Genomic DNA, 19729 nt, shown 5'->3' with positions numbered 1-19729 from the left:
GGATTTATTTATTGAATGAATAAAGAAAGAACGACCTTGTTCCTTTAAAAGGAACGGGTCGTTTCTTTTAAACCAAGCCCCCGTTTCTTTTAAACCAACGGGGGCTTTCCTTTAAAGGAAAATGAATATTTTCTAATCCTTGATATTCAGCATTTTATATGATGGAAGATAAAAGTGCTGAAATAATAGGTAATGTAGTTATTTATCTTACCATTTTTCTGTTTTGGGGCTTTTTGTTACATCAGAAAAGAATCATGTTACATGTCTGTGATAAATGTAACCTGTATATAGATGCCTGTATCATGATTGTACATATATGATAAAACCGAATCGATACATTTGCAAACACTACTATGGAACAGAAAATTATAGAAAATAAAAAGTGATAATATGAGAACATTAAAATTGATTTTGTCGGGCTGGCAATCCGTGGCGCTTGTCGTATTTTTTATGCTGTTTTTTAATATGGAGGTGAGTGGCAAGGGTAAAATAACGAAAAATGCTCCTGTCTTTACGCAATTTATTTATCAGGGGGAGGATGCTATTTATCAAAACAATCCTTTAAAGCCGGGTGAGTTCTATAATCCTATTTTGCAGGGTTGCTATCCCGATCCGAGTATAACGCGGAAAGGTAATGATTATTATTTGGTGTGCTCATCTTTTGCTATGTTTCCCGGGGTACCTATTTTCCATTCTAATGATCTGGTCAACTGGAAACAAATCGGTCATGTGCTGGACAGAACGTCACAATTAAAGGTTGAAGATTGTGGTATTAGTGCTGGTGTATATGCTCCTGCTATAAGATATAATCCCAATAATGATACGTTTTATATGATAACCACTCAATTTTCCGGTGGCTTTGGAAATATGGTAGTAAAGACAAAGAATCCGGAGAATGGCTGGAGTGATCCGGTCAAACTTCAATTTGAAGGCATTGATCCTTCTCTTTTCTTTGATGATAATGGCAAGGCATACGTGGTACATAATGATGCTCCTGCTAAAGCAAATGAGCGTTACTCGGGACACCGTGTCATAAAAATATGGGATTATGATGTGGAGAATGATAAAGTGGTTCCGGGAACGGACCGGATCATCGTAAACGGTGGCGTCAATATAGAAGAAAAACCGATATGGATTGAAGCTCCTCATATCTATAAGAAAGATGGACGTTATTATTTAATGTGTGCCGAAGGAGGAACCGGAGGCTGGCATAGCGAAGTCATTTTTGTAAGTGATCATCCGAAAGGACCTTATCTTCCGGCAAATAATAATCCTATTTTAACTCAACGTTATTTTCCTGCAAATCGGGCGGATAAAGTAGACTGGGCTGGTCATGCAGACTTAGTGGAGGGACCCGACGGAAAATATTATGGTGTATTTTTAGGAATACGCCCCAATGAGAAGAACAGAGTGAATACCGGACGCGAAACTTTTATTCTTCCGGTGGACTGGAGCGGAACATTTCCCGTTTTCGAGAATGGGCTTATCCCTATGAAACCTACATTGAAGATGCCTTCGGGAGTTGAGAACCAAACAGGGAAAAACGGTTATTTGCCTAGTGGCAACTTTGTCTTTAAGGATGATTTCTCCGATAAGACATTAGATTTTAGATGGATCGGTCTTAGAGGTCCTCGTGAAGAATTCGTTGAGATGACCGATAAAGGGTTGCGGATCATCCCTTTTACCTCAAATATCAATGAAGTGAAACCTACTTCTACTTTGTTCTACCGTCAACAGCATAATCAATTTACCGCGGCAGCAACCATGGAGTACAAACCAAAAAATGAGAAAGATTTTGCCGGTATAACATGTTATCAAAATGAAAGATATCACTATGTTTTCGGTATCACTAAAAAGGGAAAAGACTATTACCTGATACTGCAAAGAACCGAAAAAGGACAAGCGAGTGTCCTGGGTGAGGTGAAGATAGAAACAGAGAAACCTGTGACACTGCAAGTAACAGCCAATGGAGATGATTATCGTTTTAATTATTCGATTGATGGCAAGGGTTTCCTAAATTTAGGAGGAACCGTTTCCGGCGATATTCTTTCTACTAATGAGGCTGGTGGCTTTACAGGAGCAATGATTGGACTGTATGCAACATCTGTTGGTTATTAATTAGAAACCTTATCATTCTATAATTATGAAAATACATCATCTATTTTGGGGTATATGTTTATGCTTCAGCACAAATATCTTATTCGCACAGAACTATCAGAAAACATCGTCCGGTATCAAAACCACTGTAAATGCAGTGGATATAGAAGTACAATTCTTTGCGCCTGCTGTGGCGAGAGTAATAAAGTCACCGGAAGGTGTTGCCTATGAAAAACAGAGTCTTTCTGTAATTGCCAAACCTGAAAAGGTGAGTTTCAAAGTTGATATACAAGATAATAAGATTGTATTGAATACCAGTGAACTAAGTGTCAGTGTGGACACCGGGACGGGAATTGTTTCTTATTTCTCAAAGGATGGCAAGTCGTTATTGGCAGAGAAATCCGGTATGCAGTTTATCGATTTCGATGATGCCGGGACAAAAACTTATCAGGTTTATCAACCTTTTGTATTAGATAAGGAGGAAGCTATTTATGGTTTGGGACAATTGCAAAATGGAAAGATGATTCAGCGGAACATGACCAAAAATCTGATACAGGGAAATGTTGAAGATGTGTCGCCATTCTTCCAGTCCACCAAAGGATATGGTGTGTTTTGGGATAACTATTCGCCGACTCTTTTTACGGACAACGAAGTTGAAACATCTTTTCGTTCTGAAGTAGGTGATTGTGTAGACTATTATTTCATGTATGGGAAGGATGCCGATGGTGTAATAGCACAAGTACGCAGCTTGACCGGGCAAGCACCGATGTTTCCTTTATGGACTTATGGTTACTGGCAAAGTAAAGAAAGATATAAAAGCCAGGAGGAAGTGGTAGACGTTGTTCGTAAATATCGTGAATTGGGTATTCCTTTGGATGGTATTATTCAGGATTGGCAATATTGGGGGCATAACTATTTGTGGAATGCGATGGATTTTCAGAATCCGACTTTCAATAATCCTCAAAAGATGATGGAGGATGTCCATGGGATGAATGCACACATGGCTATATCTATCTGGTCGTCATTCGGACCGATGACCAAACCTTATAGAGAATTGGACAAAAAAGGGATGTTGTTTAACTTCACTACCTGGCCGCAATCGGGATTGGAGTCATGGCCCCCAAACATGGAATATCCTTCCGGCGTAAGGGTGTATGATGCTTACAATCCCGAAGCGCGTGATATTTATTGGAAATATCTGAATGATGGAATTTTCAAACTGGGAATGGATGCCTGGTGGATGGACTCTACCGAACCCGACCATTTGGATTGGAAGCCGGAGGATATGGATACCAAAACCTATCTGGGCTCGTTCCGTAAGGTGCGCAATGCTTATCCGTTGATGACTGTCGGAGGGGTTTACGACCATCAGCGTGCAGTGACTTCGGACAAACGCGTGTTTATTTTAACCCGTTCCGGATTCTTGGGGCAGCAACGTTATGGTGCAAATGTATGGAGTGGTGATGTCGCTTCCACATGGGAGAGTTTTAGAAATCAGATTCCTGCCGGATTAAACTTTTCTTTGTGTGGTATGCCTCACTGGAATAGTGATATTGGTGGCTTTTTTGCAGGACATTATAATAAAAGCTGGAATGATGATAGTGCTTCAAAAAATCCATTGTATCAGGAGCTTTATGTGCGTTGGTTGCAGTTTGGAACGTTCAATCCGATGATGCGTTCGCACGGGACGGATGTTTATAGGGAAATCTATAAGTTCGGAAAGAAAGGCGAGCCTGTATATGATGCTATCGAGAAGATGATAGGTTTACGTTACTCTCTGTTGCCTTATATTTATTCTACTTCTTGGGAGGTAAGCAATCGTCAATCGAGTTTTATGCGCGCTTTGATGATGGATTTTGTAGATGACAGAAAGGTGTGGGATATCAATGACGAATATATGTTTGGAAAATCGATCCTTGTGGCTCCGATTACTCATGCACAATATACACCGGAAGCTGTGGTAAAAGTCTCCGAAGAAGAAGGATGGAACAGAGATGGAGCGAAAAAAACAAAAACTGACGCTGCTGTGGATTTCATGGAAACGAAATCTACTAACATATACTTACCGGCAGGAACGCTATGGTATGACTTCTGGACAAACGAGAAACATGAAGGCGGAAAGGAAATTACCAAAGAGACTACACTTGATGTTATTCCATTGTATGTAAAAGCGGGTAGTATTATTCCTGTCGGTCCACAAGTTCAGTATGCAACTGAAAAACCGTGGGATCATCTTGAATTGAAGGTGTATGCGGGTGCGAATGGAAACTTCATTTTATATGAAGATGAATTTGATAATTACAATTATGAAAAAGGAGCTTATACGGAAATTCCAATCTCTTGGAATAATATATCTCGTAAATTGACGATAGGGGCAAGAAAAGGTGCGTATGGGGGAATGTTGAAGAACCGTAAATTTACTGTAACTCTTCAGGACGGGACTCAAAAAAACGTCGATTATAATGGGAAAGCGATTTCTGTAAAGTTTTGATTGTAATAGAATGTGTGATTATGTCAGTAGAAAAGAATCTAAAAAGTAGAAATATGATGAAGTTTTTTATAGTAATGGCTATGCTATTGGGTAGTAGTATTGTAAGTGCAGAAGATAAACAGATAGCAAGTCCTGATGGAAAGTTGGTAGTAACAGTCGCAGATATGGATGGAAGACCCTCTTATTCTGTTAGTTATGACAATGTTCTTTTTTTGAAGCCATCTCCATTGGGAATTATTGCAAATATAGGAGATTTTTCATCGGGGATGTCGCTGGAGAAGAATGTTTCAACCAATAAAATAGATGAAACATACGAGTTGGCTTCTATTAAGCAGAGCAAGGTTCGTTATGTGGCCAATGAAGCTGTATTTTCGTTTACACAACAAGGGAAAACAATTTATGATGTTATATTCCGCATAAGTAATAACGATGTTGCTTTTAAATATAAGATGTATCCGCAAGGTGAGACACTAAGTTGCGTGGTTAAGCAAGAAGCTACGGGATTTGTGTTTCCTGACGGAACCACCACTTTCCTTTGTCCGCAAAGTAAACCGATGGGAGGATTTGCCCGTACTTCTCCAAGTTATGAGACGTCTTATACGGCAGATGATGTCGCAGGGAAAAATGGCTGGGGAGAAGGATATACATTTCCCTGTCTGTTCCGTAATGGAGATAATGGTTGGGTGCTTGTTTCCGAAACGGGAGTAAATGGTGGATATTGCGCAAGCCGTCTGTTGGGACACAAAGAAGGGGTGTATACCATTGGATTTCCGCAAGAAGGTGAAGCAAATGGGAATGGTACGGTTTTTCCGGGGATAGCGTTGCCGGGAGAGACGCCTTGGCGTACTATTACTGTGGGCAAGACTTTGGCTCCAATAGTGGAGACAACCGTTCCTTTTGATGTTGTAAAACCGCTTTATTCGGCAAAAGGAGAGTATACGTATGGCCGGGGTTCATGGAGCTGGATTATCGGTATGGATGGAAGTACTAATTATAAAGAGCAACTCCGGTATATTGATTTTTCGGCAGCAATGGGGTATCAATCTGTGTTAGTGGATGCCTTGTGGGATAAACAAATGGGACGTGATAAAATTGAAGAATTGGCTAAATATGGGAAGGACAAAGGGGTAGCTCTTTATTTGTGGTATAATTCGAATGGGTATTGGAATGATGCTCCGCAAACTCCGAGAGGTATTATGGATAATGCGATAGCCAGACGTAAGGAGATGAAATGGATGCAAAGCATTGGTATTCGTGGAATAAAAGTTGACTTTTTCGGAGGTGACAAGCAAATGACTATGCAGTTGTATGAGGATATCTTGTCGGATGCAAACGAGTACGGTCTTTTAGTTATTTTCCATGGATGTACTTTGCCTCGTGGCTGGGAACGTATGTATCCTAACTTCGCATCGAGTGAGGCTGTATTGGCTAGTGAAAATCTTCATTTCTCTCAAGGCAGTTGTGATAATGAGGCCTTTAATGCTACCTTGCACCCGTTTATTCGTAATACTGTGGGTAGCATGGATTTTGGAGGTAGTGCATTGAACAAATATTATAATGCGGATAATGCTCCACGGGGAAGCCGGCGGGTGACATCAGATGTCTACGCACTGGCTACGGCGGTTCTATTTCAGAGTCCGGTACAGCATTTTGCTCTGGCACCGAATAATCTGACCGATGCTCCTGCATGGGCTATTGATTTTATGAAAGAGGTTCCAACGGCTTGGGATGAGGTACGTTTCATTGACGGTTATCCTGGTAAATACGTTATTCTTGCCCGTCGTCATGGAGACAAATGGTATATTGCCGGAGTAAATGCGCAGAAGGAAACACTGAAACTTAAAGTTAATTTGCCGATGTTCTCCAATGGGGAAGAGGTGAGACTATTTAGTGATGATAAGGTATTGCAGGGCGGTGTGAAACAAATAGGAATAGGAAAGAAACAAGAATTGCAATTGACTATTCCTTGCAATGGTGGAGTATTAATAACCAAATAACTGTTTAGACAGATAGAATATGAAAAACTTGAATTTTTGGGGTGTATTACTCCTGTTGGCAATGACTGCCGTCACTTCGGGAGTGGCACAAAATCCTATTATCCAGACAAAATATACCGCCGATCCGGCTCCGATGGTATATAATGATACCGTTTTCCTTTATACAACTCATGATGAGGATGATGCCGAAGGATTCAAAATGTTGGACTGGTTACTTTATACTTCCACCGATATGGTGAATTGGACTGATCATGGAGCGGTCGCTTCTCTGAAGAGTTTTGATTGGGTGAAACGTGATAACGGTGCCTGGGCAGAACAAGTCATCGAACGTAATGGCAAATTTTATATGTATTGTCCGATTCACGGTAATGGTATTGGCGTATTGGTATCCGACTCTCCTTACGGCCCTTTTAAAGACCCTTTGAACAAACCGTTGGTTTGGCAGAAGGAGCATTGGTACGACATTGACCCGACCGTATTTATTGATGATGACGGACAAGCGTATATGTATTGGGGCAATCCGAATGTTTATTATGTGAAACTGAATGAGGATATGATTTCATATTCGGGGGAAATTGTACAAGTGGAAAATAAACCGGAACATTACCAGGAAGGTCCGTGGGTGTATAAACGGAACGGGCATTATTACATGGCTTTCGCTTCAACTTGTTGTCCGGAAGGGATTGGCTATGCTATGAGCGAAAAAGCTACCGGACCATGGAGTACAAAAGGATATATTATGCGTCCAACAGAGCGGAGTAGAGGAAATCATCCTGGAATTATCGATTATAAAGGTAGCTCTTATGTATTTGGCCTAAATTATGATTTGCTTCATTTGGAAACATTGGATCATAAGGAACGTCGTTCCACGTCTGTTGCAAAAATGCATTATAATCCGGATGGAACTATTCAGGAAGTTCCTTATTGGCAGGAGACGAAACTGGAACAGATTGAAAACTTTAATCCTTACCGTAGAGTGGAAGCTGAAACGATGGCTTGGGGATATGGTCTTAAAACTGGAAATCATGAGAATGGTGGTTTGTATATAACCGATATTGATGATAATGAATATCTGTGTGTGCGTGGTGTCGACTTTGGCAAGAAGGGAGCAAAGAAATTCAGTGTAAGCGCAGCTTGTGTTGAAAAAGGCGGAATGATAGAAATTCGTCTGGATAGCATTGAAGGTCCGGTAATAGGTAGTGTCAGTATATCACCGACAGGAGGACTGGATATATATAAACAGATGTCATGTCGGATAAAGAATGCAAAGGGTGTACATGATCTTTATTTCTACTTTAAAGGAGAGAAAGGAAACAAACTTTTCAATCTGGATTATTGGGAATTTGAATAGCTTTTATTCAAAAAAAATAAGATTGTAATGTGTTTATAATCAGTGTAATTGTTTGGGTGTGCTACAAGGGAAAAGATAGATGTAACATTGAAAATGAAGATGTTATTTAGGAAAAGAAGCCCGTAACATAATTATGTTTGTAGTTTTATGAACTAGCATATCTTTGCAGAAAAGATCAGTAATTCATATTTGATTATAAAGAAAATAAGAAGTATTATGAAGAATACACAGGTAATACAATTAATGTCAATCGTCTGGCTCTCCATATTTATGCTGGGGATAACAATGATGTCATGTAACTCAAAGAAAGAACAACAATTACCGGCTATTGGAAAATCTGTGGCTCTCTTTGATTATTTTTCTTATAAGGGAAATGATGATTTTTATATTTCCAATCCTCTGTCAGGTGAAGACTATTTCTATAATCCTATTTTGCCGGGATGGTATTCTGATCCTAGTGTTTGTACAAATGGAGAAGGTGATTATTTCCTAGTAACATCTACATTCACTTATTTCCCCGGTATTCCTATTTTTCACAGCAAAGACTTGGTGAATTGGAAACAGATAGGGCATGTGTTGAACCGTGCTTCGCAATTAGTGAATATGGAAGGACAGAAAGTGAGTGGCGGTATTTTTGCTCCGGCTATTTCTTATAATCCGTATAACAAGACATATTATATGGTAACAACCAATGTCGGAGCCGGAAATTTCTTTGTTAAGACGCAAGACCCGTTTGGTGAATGGTCGGAACCCATCATGTTGCCGGAGGTCGGAGGTATTGATCCTTCTTTCTTTTTTGATGAAGATGGTAAGGCATATATTGTTAATAATGATGAGGCTCCGGATAATAAACCTGAATATAGCGGACACCGTACTATACGCATACAAGAGTTTGATGTGAAAACAGATAAGACGATCGGTCCCCGTAAAATTCTTGTAAACAAAGGAGCTCAACCGGCAGACAAACCAATTTGGATAGAAGGTCCTCATTTATATAAGATAAATGGAAAGTACTTCTTGATGTCCGCCGAAGGTGGAACGGGAAACTGGCATTCGGAAGTGATTTTCCGTGGTGATTCTCCGATGGGTAAGTTTCTTCCATGGAAAAACAATCCGATTCTGACGCAAAGACATTTGAATTCTGACCGTCCTAATTCGGTAACCTGTGCTGGTCATGCAGACCTGATTCAAACAAAAGAGGGAGATTGGTGGGCTGTTTTTCTGGCTTGTCGCCCTATTAATAATCAGTTTGAGAATTTGGGACGTGAAACATTTATGATGCCGGTGAAATGGAGTGAAGACGGATTCCCGTACATGACACAAGGAGATGATTTAGTACCTATGATTGTAAAACGTGAAGGTGCGAAACGCGATACGACAGTTACTTATGGTAATTTCGAGTTAATAGAGAACTTTGATTCTCCTATACTTGACATGACCTGGATGACTTTAAGAGCTTCTGCTTCCGATTTATATTCATTGACGGAAACGCCCGGATATCTGACCTTGAAGTGTGCAGATATTAGCGCTACGGAAAAGAAAACTCCGGCATTTGTCTGCCGTCGGTTACAACATCATAAATTTGAATGTGCTACCCGTATGTTGTTCAATCCTTCTAACGATAAGGAAACAGCCGGAATGTTATTGTTTAAAGATGAGACGCATCAATATTTCTTCTGCTTGAATAAAGTGGGTGAGAATAAAAATATTTCTCTGAAACAAATCGGTGAAAAGGAACAGACATTGGCTTCAGATGAAATAGACGCAGATACAAATGAAGTATATTTGAAATTAGTATCTCAGGGAATTGGTTACGATTTCTATTATTCTATTGATGGTGAAAAAAGCTGGAAACTGCTTTGTAAAGATGTAGATCCCAGTTATCTCTCTACTACAACGGCTGGTGGATTTACCGGTACTACAATTGGATTATACGCTACTTGCAAATAATTATTTTTTTTATATAAATCTAATACTAGCAACTATGGGTGGTATTTATAATGATAGCTAATGCAATTAAAAAAAGAATGATGATTAGAAAACAATGTAGTTAATTAACATCTTAAACTAATGGTAATGAAAAATGTAACGAAGAAAATTCAAAAAATTCCTTACCTGTTTCTCCTTATGTTGTTTAGTTTTGTAACAGCATCAGCACAGAAAGGGATAACGGTGAGGGGAACGGTTCTTGACAGTAATGGTGAGACAATCATTGGAGCCTCGGTAACTTTAAAAGGTAATAATTCAGTAGGTACGATCTCAGATATAGATGGCAATTTTGTATTGACTGTGCCCAGTGAGAAGTCTATCCTTATTGTTTCGTATGTAGGAATGAAACCACAGGAAGTAAAAGTGGCTTCCAAAGGTTTGATAAAAGTGACGTTGGAAGATGATACCAAACAACTGGAAGAAGTAGTAGTTGTAGGTTACGGACAACAGAAGAAAGCGTCAGTGGTAGGTGCTATCACGCAGACAAGTGGCAAAACGCTGGAGCGTGCCGGTGGTGTAACTAGTCTTGGTTCAGCATTGACAGGGTCTTTGCCGGGAGTTATTACTTCTGCTTCTTCTGGTATGCCTGGTGCAGAAGATCCTCAGATTATCATTCGTACACAGAGCTCGTGGAATAATAGTGAACCTTTAATATTGGTGGATGGTATTGAACGTGAGATGAGTTCGGTAGATATCTCGTCTGTAGAGAATATTTCAGTGTTAAAAGACGCCTCTGCTACGGCTGTTTATGGTGTGAAAGGTGCCAATGGTGTAATTCTTATAACTACCAAACGTGGTAAGGAAGGAAAAGCTAGTGTGCAAATCAAAGCTAATGTAACAGCAAAGGTGGCATCCAAACTACCGGAGAAGTATGATGCATACGATACTTTTTATCTGTTGAATAATTCTATTGAACGCGAGGCTTGTCTTAATCCTAATGGCTGGAATGACTATACTCCGACTTCCATTATTGATAAGTATCGTCATCCTGCTAATGCGGAAGAATGGGATCGTTATCCTAATACTGATTGGGAGAAAGCACTGTTTAATAGTACAGCCATGTCTTACAATACTAGTGTCAATGTTTCCGGAGGTACAAAAATTGTCAGTTATTTTGCAGCGGCTGATTTTGTAAGTGAGGGTGACTTGTTTAAAGTATATGATAACCGTCGTGGCTATGATTATGGTTTTGGCTATAATCGTATTAATGTGCGTAGTAATTTGGATTTCCAATTGACTAAAACTACAAAGTTTTCTACCAATCTATTTGGATCGAATGCTCAGCGTACCGTACCATGGGACTATAATGACCAAGATGCAACTTTTTGGGCAGCAGCCTATAAAAGTGCTCCTGATGCCATGCGTCCGATTTATTCTAACGGTATGTGGGGATGGTATCAACCTCGTGATGCCGATGTGCCTAACTCCGTATACAAACTGGCTGTAGCAGGGTCGGAGAAACGTACGACTACAAAGATGACTTCAGATTTTATCCTTGAGCAAGATTTGCATATGCTTACCAAAGGGCTGAAATTCAAAGCTAATTTCTCAATGGACTATACATTCGTTGAGAATAAGCGTGGCGTCAATGATATGTATCATAATTCTCAGCGTATGTGGGTTAGACCTGATACTGGAGAAATTATTTTGGAACAACCGGAGCTTGGTACCGGTTTGGATGCTATTATCAATCCTATCTATTGGGAACATCAGGCTGGTAGCGTGAATACTGGTGCTACTTATCGTAAGCTTTATTATTCCATGCAAATGGATTATGCACGAAATTTCGGTAAACATGAAGTGACTGCTCTTGCTCTTTTCAGTCGTTTGAAAGAAGCGTCGGGCAGTGTGTTCCCTATTTATCGTGAAGATTGGGTGTTTCGTTTAACTTATAATTATGCTATGCGCTACTTCTTCGAAACTAATGGTGCCTATAATGGTTCAGAGAAGTTCGGTCCTGATTACCGTTTTGCTTTTTTCCCTTCTTTTTCATTAGGATGGATGATTAGCGAGGAAAAAATTGTTAAGAACAATCTGAAATTTCTCGATATGTTGAAGTTACGAGCTTCTTGGGGTAGAGTGGGAGATGATGCGGTGGTTCAGCCTTGGCAAAGATTTACAGATGGTCGTTTCTTATATAAAAATCAGTTGGATTATGGAGGTAACACACTAATGGGTAATATTAAGCCTGCCAATACTCCTTATACTTACTACACAATCAGTCGACTGGGGAATCCTAATATCTCATGGGAAACTGTAGAAAAGAGAAATTTAGGTATTGATTATGCTTTTTTAGGAGGGGCGGTTGCCGGTTCGGTGGATATATTCAATGACACTCGTACTGATATTTTGGTGAAGGGAAGCGATAGAGCAATAGCTTCTTATTTTGGAACTGATGCTCCTTATGCTAATCTCGGTAAAGTGAGCAGTCATGGTTATGAGTTGGAGTTGAGATTGAACCATACTTTTAATAATGGTATTCGTGCTTGGCTCAATACTAGCATGACTCATGCTGTCAACAAAGTGAAATTCCGTGATGATGCACCTTTGAAACCTGATTACCAGAAAGGGGCGGGACACGCCATTAATCAGGTATATTCTTATATTGATCATGGTAATCTTGCTACATGGGATGACGTGATTGGAAGTCCGGTTTGGACAACGGGTAATGATGCAAAACTCCCTGGGGATTATAACATTGTCGATTTTAATGGCGACGGTGTAATTGATGCTGATGACCGTGCTCCCTATCAGTATTCTACGATGCCTCAGAATACTTACAATGCTTCAATCGGAGCAGAATGGAAGGGATTTAGCATTTTTGCACAGTTCTATGGAGTAAACAATGTGACTCGTGAAGTCAATTTCCCGACGTTCCGTAGCACTGCCCATGTAGCTTATGCTGAAGGTGATTATTGGACTCCCGATGGGAGTGCTACTCTGCCCGCACCGCGTTGGGGGACCACTATTGATCAAGCAGCATCAGGCACTAGATATTGGTACGATGGTTCTTATTTGCGTTTGAAAAACGTTGAATTGTCCTATACTTTCCAAAAATCAAACTGGTTGAAGAAGATGGGGATCAAAAACTGCCGTATATATCTGAATGGTGATAATCTTTATATGTGGACTAAAATGCCGGATGATCGCGAATCTAATACCGGATATAGTTCTTCTGATGGTGCTTATCCGACAATGCGCCGTTTCAATCTTGGTATCGACATTACTTTATAAATACTAAGTAAAGACTATGAATAAGTATATTAATAAAATATTCCTTACGTCGGTCATCACTTTGGCCGGTATGTTGGGAGCTACTTCTTGTACTGACTATTTGGACAAATCTCCATATAGTGACATTGAAGAGAATGATCCATATAAGAATTTCAAGAATTTCCAGGGATTTACCGAGGAACTCTATAACTGTATACCTGTTGTATCAAACAGTGAGTATCATACTAGTTTTAATTTTGGTGAGGAAGATTATTGGGAGCCACAGGAGCTTCGCCTCTTTGCCCGTAATATTGACTATGGTGATTTCTGGGGATGGACTACCTGTTATTATTCTTATCCTTCTTCTATACGTGGTGGAAAGGCTAATTCACAGGAACGCAGTGATAAGGGTAATCTGTGGAAACTTTGCTGGTATGGTATCCGTAAGGCTAACATTGGTATAGCTAATCTTGGTAATTTGGTAAGTGCTACAGAAGAAGAACGTAATCTTATTGAAGGACAACTTTATTTTTTCCGTGGATGGTTTCATTTTATGTTGATGGAATGGTGGGGTGGAATGCCTTATGTTGACCAAGTATTACCGCCGGATGTTGCTCCTGCATTATCCAGACTTACCTGGCAAGAGTGTGCTGAAAAATGTGTGGCTGATTTTGACCATGCTATTCCTTTGCTTCCCGTTGACTGGGATCAAACCACAGCTGGTAGAGCTACTCTTGGTTTGAATGATACTCGTATTAATAAAATTATGGCCTTGGCCTATAAAGGGAAGACATTGCTTTGGGCGGGTAGTCCGCTAATGAACTGGGCTTCCGGAGGTGACAAAGAGTATGATGCGGGACGTTGTAAGCGTGCAGCTGAAGCTTTTGGCGAAGCTTTGAAGATTGTTGAGGATACTAAACGCTATGAATTAGCAGATATGGAAAATTATAACGACCTGTTTGTCGTATACAATTCCGGCGGTAAGCTTAACGGGGTGAAAGAAGCTATCTTCCGCGAGAATTTAGTGCAGTATGATGGTCGTTGGAACTATAACATGAATACGGATTTTCGTCCGCGTTCTCATATCAATGCTGGTATTAAATGTTATCCGACTGCTAATTATGTAAATTATTTTGGCATGGCTAATGGCTATCCGATCAAAGATATGACAAAAGCCGATGCAGAATCAGGATATGATCCTAAGTATCCTTGGAAAAATCGTGATCCGCGTTTTTATAAAGACATCATATTTGACGGTGAATGGTGTGGAGAAACTGGAAACGGACAATATTGCCAGTTGTATACGAATGGAGCAGACAGTGAAGAGAAAGATCCACAGAAAGGGTGTTTTACAGGTTATATGAATAGTAAGCTCTGTCTAAAAATAGTGAATAATGCTAACGTCAGAGGTGCTCACTACGCTGTTTTAAGTTTGATGCGTTTAGCAGATGTTTATCTGATGTACTCGGAGGCAACGGCTGTAGGTTATGGCTCTCCGCAAAGTAAAGCTTCTAGCTTCTATATGACGGCTGAAGATGCTATCAATGAGATTCGTGATCGTGCCGGTGTGGCTCACGTACTTGATCGATTTACTGGAAATACGACAGACTTTCTTGGTGAGATTCGCCGCGAGCGTGCCGTAGAACTTGCTTTTGAGGGCTTTCGCTTTATGGATCTCCGTCGTTGGATGCTTCTTGATAAGAGTCCTTATACCTTGAAGACAAAGATTGAGTTTGACCGTGTACCTACCGCAAGCTATAACAAAGAGCATCCGGAGGAGAATGAAATCATGAATTTGAAAGAAGTGGTACTGGTGGAGAGAAAGTATACCGACAGACACTATTGGCTGCCATTACCCAAAGCAGATGTTTACTTGTATGAAGGCTTTGGCCAGAATCCGGGATGGTAATCATGACGTATTAACTAATAATGACGCGAAATATGAATAGAAAGTTTATATATATCGGCTGTACTGTTTTTGCCATGTCATTGCTTAGCATGACAGGTGTGCAGGCACAGGAGGAAAGCAAGGACAGCTTAGTGAATGTGGCTTTCGGCAAAGTTGCTCAGGAAGATTTGACTCATGCCATTTCTACTGTCAACACGTCAGAGCTGACAAAGAAGACTGCTAACAATAATAGCCTTGTGGGCCTTGAAAGTTTTGTCGGTGGTTACAATGGATCATCCCTTTGGGGACAAGGACCGTTGGTACTGGTAGACGGTGTGCCTCGTAGTGCATCAAGTGTAAAGGCTTCGGAAGTGGAAAGTATATCTATGCTGAAAGATGCGGCAGCTGTGGTACTCTATGGTAGCCGTGCCGCGAAAGGAGTAATTCTTATCACTACCAAGCGAGGCAAAGATTCACCCATGCATATCGATGTTCGTGCCAATGTAGGGGTGAATGTCCCGAAGGCTTATCCTAAGTACTTGGATGCAGATTGTTATATGACCATGTACAATGAAGCCTGTCGTAATGACGGTATAGCAGAAAGGTATGATGCCGGTACTATTTATAACACGGCAATGGGTACTAATCCTTATCGTTATCCGGACATAGACTTTTATAGTTCAGATTATTTAAGAAAGTTCTATACTAATTCTGATGTTACGGGTGAAGTGTATGGAGGTAATGAAAAGACTCATTATTACTTGAACTTCGGTATGAATTATGCTAATAGCCTGTTGAAATACGGTGAGTCAAAGAAAGCTTATGATATGAGTTTTAATGTACGTGGTAATGTGGATATGACACTGGCTCCATGGCTTAAAGCAACTACTAATGCTGCTATTATCTTTGACAATAGTTATCAAGGCCGTGGTGACTTTTGGGGAGCGGCTTCTACATTGCGCCCCAACTGGTTTGCACCATTATTACCCATTGATATGATGGATCCTAATGTTGCATATATACAGGAATATATAACTAACAGCAATCATCTTATAGACGGTAAGTATCTGTTAGGAGGTACTTCGGCAGACACGACAAACCCGTTTTCCGAATTGCTTGCTGCTGGATATACGAAGGAAAAAGCACGTAGATTTATGTTTGATGTGGCTGTGATGGCGGATCTTGGAGGCTTGTTAAAGGGCTTATCTTTCAAAACTGCTTATAGCGTAGATTACACTTCTTATTATTCAGAAGCTTATGCTGAAAAGTATGCTATTTATGAGCCTAAATGGTCTAATGTGAATGGTAAGGATATGATTATCGGACTTACCAAATTCAATGATGATACAAAATCAACTAACGAATATGTAGGTAAATCGACTTACGACCAGACCATGACTTTCAGTGCACAGTTTGATTATAACCGTACATTTAAGACATTCCATAATGTATCTGCGACCTTGTTGGGATGGGGATATCAGACACAAAGTTCGGCTGATGAAGGTCATGAGAGTAGTGATTATCATCGTACCAGCAACGTAAATCTGGGATTGCGTGCTTCTTATAATTACGATCATAAATATTATGCAGACTTTAGTGGTGCTTTGGTACATTCAGCCAAGCTGCCGGAAGGAAATCGCAACGCTTTTTCTCCATCGGTCACTTTGGGATGGAGACTTAGTAAAGAGAAGTTTATGGAAAGTGTAGGCTTTGTGGACGATCTGAAGATTACGGCTTCTTATGCCAAGTTGCATCAGGATCTTGATATTTCTGATTACTATATGTATAAGGGCTATTTTTCTGACAAAGGCGGTTGGTTTCAATGGTATGACGGAACGGTGGGTGGTAATACGACCGGTTCAAAACGAGGTGACAATCCGAATCTTGACTTTATCACTCGTGAGGAAGTTCGTGCAGGTATAGACGCCACTTTATTCAATAGACTGTTGAGAATTAATGCGAACTATTTTACTCAGAAGACTAGTGGACTTCTTACTCAAGGTGCTTCTACTATTTATCCTTCGTTTTTCGATTTAGGTACAGATCTTTCATTTTTACCTTGGATCAATTATAATGAAGACAAACGTACTGGTTTTGATTTTTCACTAAGTGCAAATAAAGAGATAGGTGATTTCGACGTGACTCTCGGGTTTAATGGAATGGTATTTTCTTCAAAAGCTTCTATTCGTGATGAAGTGGCGAATGAGTCTTATTTGTTGCGCCAGGGGCGTGCACTTGATGCAACTTATGGATATGTTTGCGAAGGTTTCTTTCAAGATCAGGCTGATATCGAGAAACATGCCAAGCAGACATTCGGCACAGTTCGTCCCGGTGACCTGAAGTATAAGGATATCAATGGTGATGGTGTAATCAATAGTGATGACCAGATTGATCTGGGTGCAGGCGGGTGGTCTACATCACCATTTACTTTTGGTTTGAATTTGACATTGAAATACAAGAACTTTACTCTTTTTGCAATGGGATCGGGACAAACCGGTGCGGTGGCTTTTAAAAATAATTCTTATTACTGGAACAGAGGTACGAGCAAGTTCTCAGAAATCGTTATGGGACGTTGGACTGAAGAAACGAAAGAAACAGCTACTTATCCTCGTCTTTCTACCAGCAATGGTGATAATAACTTCCGTAATTCTACTTTCTGGATGTACAAGAATAATGTTTTCCGTTTGAGTAATGTGCAGCTTACTTATGATTTTCCTACAGATACTTTCAACGGAACTTTCATACGTGGACTTAGCTTGTATTGTGGTGGAAGCAACTTACTTACAATAGCAAAAGAACGTGAGTATATGGAGATGAGTTTGGGGGCTCCCCAATACCGGAATTTCTATCTAGGCTTTAAGGCCGCATTCTAAATCTAACTAAAAAAGATAGTACATAATATGAAAAAGAAAATAATATTTTTGGTAGCTGCTGCCTTGATGCTGAATAGTTGCGATGACCTTTTCGAGCCGGCCATCGAGAACTTCAAGGATGTGGAACAGATGTACGACGATGCTCAATATGCACAAGGCTTCCTGGTGAATGTGTACCGTTGCGTTCCGGGATACTATGATAATAGTGAATATGCAACAGATGATGCTGTCATTAATCAGAAGAACAATGCATTTCTCACGATGGCTACCGGTGGTTGGACTTCCCGGTTATGGACGCCTATCAATCAATGGACCAATTCGTTCAGTTCTATCCAGTATATCAATCTTTTCCTGGAAAATGTGGATAAGGTAAGGTGGTCGGATGATGCAGAGAAAGCACAATTGTTTGCTCGTCGTACCAAGGGGGAAGCTTATGGACTTCGCGGTATGTTTTTATACTATTTGCTTCGTGCACATGCTGGATTTGGAGAAAACGGAGAATTGCTCGGTGTACCTCGTTTGACAGAGTATCTTACTATAAACTCGGACCTTAATTTACCTCGTGCTTCGTTTGCTGATTGTGTACAGCAGATATATAGTGACTTGGAAAAAGCCGAAGAATTACTTCCTTGGGAGTATAATGATGTGAATGAGGTACCTGCCGATTTTCAGAGTATTACTCAGGATAAAGGTAAATATAATACTGTAATGGGAGAGAAGTCCCGTCAGTTATTCAATGGTCTGATTGCACGTGCTTATCGTGTTCGTACAGCTCTTTTGGCTGCTAGTCCGGCTTTTCAGGATGCCTCTAATCCTGCTTCATGGGCCGATGCTGCTAATGCGGCTGCCGTTGTACTCAACTACAATGGAGGATTGGGCGGATTGGATGATAAAGGAGTGGAATATTATTCAAAAGAGGTAGTAGAGAACTTGCAAAAAGGCATTAATCCTAAAGAGATTATTTGGCGTGAAAATGTTAGTAATAGTGAGGCTGCCAATTCACAGGAGGCAAATAACTTTCCGCCTTCTTTGAATGGTAGTGGCAATATGAATCCGTCACAAAACCTTGTTGATGCGTTCCCTATGGCTAATGGGTATCCTATCTCGGACATTGTTAACAGTAACTATGATAAGAATAATCCTTATAATGGACGTGATCCTCGTTTGGCAAAATATATTATCTATAACGGAAGTATAGCTGGAGTAGGCGATGTACCTATATATACAGGGCGCAAATCGGGCACTGATGACGGTATAGATGTGAAAGAGCAGAGATCTACACGTACCGGTTATTATATGAAGAAAAGACTGCGTATGGATGTAAATCGTGCGCTCGGATCGGTTACGAATCAGCAGCATTATATTCCACGTATTCGTTATACAGAGATGTATTTGGCTTATGCTGAAGCGGCTAATGAAGCGTGGGGACCTAAAGGAGATAATGGAAATGGTTATTCGGCTTATGATGTAATCAAGGCTATTCGTAAGCGTGCTGGTATAGGCGGTACTTCTGATCCTTATCTGGAACAATGTGCGGGCGATAGAGACAAAATGGCTAATCTTATCCGTAATGAACGTCGTCTGGAACTCTGTTTTGAAGGTTTCCGTTTCTGGGATATACGTCGTTGGAAAGAAAACTTGAACGAGCCGGTACGTGGTATCGACTGGGACAGAGATGGGCATTCTTTTAATGAATTCGTTGTCGAAGAACGTAATTATGAAGATTACATGTATTATTGCCCGATTCCAAATTCTGAAATACTTAAGTTCAGCAACCTTGTACAAAATAGAGGGTGGAAATAATTATAGAATTATATTTAATTAAAAGTA

At 40.3% G+C, this 19729-nt stretch carries 9 protein-coding genes; all 9 read left to right on the top strand.

The window, feature by feature from the left end:
* The first annotated feature begins 390 nt into the window (after positions 1-390).
* The 9 genes from KFO40_RS01805 (at position 391) to KFO40_RS01765 (ending at position 19702) form a co-directional block, all read left to right on the top strand.
* A complete protein-coding gene (locus tag KFO40_RS01805) occupies positions 391-2118 on the top strand; it encodes a glycoside hydrolase family 43 protein (RefSeq protein ID WP_117512538.1) in 1728 nt (575 codons plus the stop codon).
* 25 nt (positions 2119-2143) lie between these two features.
* The gene (locus tag KFO40_RS01800) at positions 2144-4588 is read left to right on the top strand and encodes a TIM-barrel domain-containing protein (RefSeq protein WP_211146024.1); all 2445 of its coding nucleotides are present in this window, start codon (positions 2144-2146) and stop codon (positions 4586-4588) included.
* A gap of 20 nt (positions 4589-4608) precedes the next feature.
* A complete protein-coding gene (locus KFO40_RS01795; protein ID WP_211146023.1) occupies positions 4609-6585 on the top strand; it encodes a glycoside hydrolase family 97 protein in 1977 nt (658 codons plus the stop codon).
* A gap of 19 nt (positions 6586-6604) precedes the next feature.
* Positions 6605-7936, top strand: a complete 1332-nt coding sequence (locus tag KFO40_RS01790; protein WP_211146022.1) for a glycoside hydrolase family 43 protein — start codon at positions 6605-6607, stop codon at positions 7934-7936.
* A 216-nt stretch (positions 7937-8152) separates the two neighbouring features.
* A complete protein-coding gene (locus KFO40_RS01785; protein ID WP_211146021.1) occupies positions 8153-9886 on the top strand; it encodes a glycoside hydrolase family 43 protein in 1734 nt (577 codons plus the stop codon).
* 120 nt (positions 9887-10006) lie between these two features.
* The gene (locus tag KFO40_RS01780; protein ID WP_120144824.1) at positions 10007-13159 is read left to right on the top strand and encodes a SusC/RagA family TonB-linked outer membrane protein; all 3153 of its coding nucleotides are present in this window, start codon (positions 10007-10009) and stop codon (positions 13157-13159) included.
* A 16-nt stretch (positions 13160-13175) separates the two neighbouring features.
* On the top strand, positions 13176-15047 hold the full coding sequence (locus KFO40_RS01775; RefSeq protein ID WP_004299665.1) for a RagB/SusD family nutrient uptake outer membrane protein: 1872 nt from the start codon (positions 13176-13178) through the stop codon (positions 15045-15047).
* 32 nt (positions 15048-15079) lie between these two features.
* Complete coding sequence (locus KFO40_RS01770) at positions 15080-17899, top strand: SusC/RagA family TonB-linked outer membrane protein (RefSeq protein ID WP_211146020.1); 2820 nt, start codon at positions 15080-15082, stop codon at positions 17897-17899.
* A 27-nt stretch (positions 17900-17926) separates the two neighbouring features.
* Entirely contained in the window at positions 17927-19702 is a 1776-nt protein-coding gene (locus tag KFO40_RS01765) for a RagB/SusD family nutrient uptake outer membrane protein (RefSeq protein WP_120144825.1), read from the top strand.
* Positions 19703-19729: the final 27 nt, after the last annotated feature.

Origin of the sequence: Bacteroides sp. 1001302B_160321_D4 (assembly GCF_015667765.1) — a bacterium.
GTDB classification, from domain to species: domain Bacteria; phylum Bacteroidota; class Bacteroidia; order Bacteroidales; family Bacteroidaceae; genus Bacteroides; species Bacteroides xylanisolvens.
This window is presented reverse-complemented; position numbering and strand designations above follow the sequence as displayed.